The organism is Chloroflexota bacterium, from assembly GCA_018648225.1.
GTDB lineage: Bacteria > Chloroflexota > Anaerolineae > Anaerolineales > UBA11858 > NIOZ-UU35.
The window spans coordinates 1-2,383 of the sequence record JABGRQ010000012.1 but is presented as its reverse complement, the minus strand read 5'-3'; the positions used below and the strand labels follow the sequence as shown (position 1 = coordinate 2,383).

At 53.6% G+C, this 2,383-nt stretch carries 1 protein-coding gene; it reads right to left on the bottom strand.

Annotation, left to right across the window (positions count from 1 at the left end; genetic code table 11):
• A partial coding sequence (locus HN413_00120) for an SUMF1/EgtB/PvdO family nonheme iron enzyme (GenBank protein ID MBT3388792.1) occupies positions 1-2,383 on the bottom strand: 2,383 nt, incomplete at both ends.

The following is a 2,383-nucleotide window of genomic DNA, read 5'->3' as shown; positions in this document are numbered from 1 at the left end:
CACCACCCGAAAACCGTAGCTGTCCCAATTGTAGTACGGGCGATCGAAGTCGCGACGGGAGAGACGGACGTTGAGAGAATAGTGGTACCACGAGCCGCCACGAAGGGCCATAAAATCGTGATCTTTATCTCGATAATTCGCTTGCCACTCCCAAACGTTGCCACCCATATCCCACACCCCTATTGGACTGACGCCCAGCGGATACATGCCTACTGGTGTAGTGCGCCCAATGCCGCTTTTTTCCACATTCGCCCGGCGCTGGATTTCTGCTTCTTCCTGCGTCACTGCACCCTTCGCATCCCACGGACAGCGGTCTTCTGGATCGGCTCCGCCCGCTGCCGCAATCCATTCCGCTTCGGTTGGCAGGCGTATCAGTTCCGGTTTTAGCTCAGGGTTTTGCTCCCCTTCCAGCAACTCATCCCAATGCGCCAGCAGCCACTTGCAGTACGCATTGGCCTCGTACCAGGTGATCCCCACCACCGGCACGCCCAGGCGGGCAATCCCAAAACGCACTTCATCCCAATCGCGCGGATATTTCTTTTTGTTCTCATCCCAATTCTTTTGCAGCCACGCCCAGCCTTCTTCGCCCCAATGCTCCATCTGCGCGTAGTTTTTCTCCGGCTCGCCGAACTTCGGGAAATCTACCCAATAGTCTCGCTCTCCAAAATCCTGCGCTTCCAAAAATCGCTGGTATTGCGCATTCGTCACCGGGTAGCGGGCAATCAAATAATCAGGCAATTCACTATTGGGAATAAGGACAAAACTGTGCAAGTCATCCGGCAGGTAGCCTAATTCGTCCAAAATATCGGCGGCTGCGGCGCGCTCACGCGGGGCCAATGCAGCTGCGTCCAGCAATTTGCGCAAGTTCGTGATAATTTCACCTTCATCACGATAGGCTTTTGGGAAGGCACGTTTGTAGAGTACCAGTAATTCGCCTGCCAGCCACAGGGCGCGCCAATCTTCATCAGCAGGCTCTAGTGGAAAAGGTGATGACAAGGCTTCAAGAAGATTATTCATACGAGCGAGATCAGCGCTCTCAAAACACAAATATTCTGCCAGCAGCTTGGTTACTTCACGCCAGCGGTCATGTGCCTGGTCAAGTAGTTTTCTGACGATTTCGCCACCCCGCCCATCCAGATAGCGCCCGGCCAGATATTCTTCAAAGGTCAGGTGTGGAAAAGTATACACCCGGCGCGGTATGGCATTACTGCCGGGCGAGGTGACTGTGCCTTGCAGCATCAACAGTCCATTTGCTTTTTGGCAGTAGTCCAGAAAAACGCCCACTTTCTCACTATCCTGAAGATATTCCGTCATTACACCGCTGACCAGTTTTTCTGTCACCAAGCCGCCTGAGGCATCATCATCATTGCGCCCACGATGGGCTTCGAAGGCAATTTCATACAGAGCCTGGTCAATGCGAGCGCGGGGGACATTCAATTCAGCCAGGATATTGCGGGTTTGCTCCCGCCCCATAATTGCGCGCTTGGCGTTCCATTTTTCGAGCAGCAGATCAACGCATTGCTTGTAGACCTGGGCGCGGCTATCGGGCAGTTCGTAGCTGGCGTGTACCACTGCCATCACAGTCAGAATGATCGGGAAGCGCGCTACTTCGCTCAAGCGGCGGCGGTCATCGGGTTGGAGCGCAGCCATCAATTTTTGTTTTTTCTCGCCGTATTCGATGGCACGTTTCTGGTCGAGCAACGTATGCTGGTCGTACCATGAAGTAACGAAACGTTGGATTTGTTCATCGGTCAGCAGCGCCAGTTCATGCTGCGGCCATTGGGTCAATTGCCAGCGTTGATCCTGATAGGAATAGGTGCGGCACGTAACCATAAAAATACTCTTGGGGTTGGCGCGGCCATAAGCATCGGCAAAGTTTTCAACCGCTTCCACGACAATCGGGCGCAAGGCAAGATTAGCCACTTCGTCCAACCCATCGAACAGAAACAGGGCGCCATCCTGTTTGAGCGTTTCCAGCAGGTAAGGTGCAAACGCGGCTGTGCGTTTATCGGCCTCCAGGGTGGTTTTTAGAAATTTTTCTAGGTGTTCCGTTTGACCCTTTTGAATACCTTTGGGCAAACTCTCCGCAAAGCGACCCAACGAGATGGCTATTGGGAGCAGCGGTCTGCCAGCCCAGCCATGAATGCGGCGCGCTTCGCCGCTCAGTTCCTGCGCCATCATTAATGCCAGATAGCGCACAAAGGTAGATTTACCCGTACCCGGAAAACCTACCAAGACCATGCGACGATCCACAGATATTTGAAGCGCTTCAATGACCGAGAGCGGGCGACTCTTGCTTTCTCTATCCAGCATCCGCTCCATCTCAGCCTGTTCGTCTGGTTTGCGATCTCGTTTTTTTCGTCGGGTTTCTTCTTGCTCGACC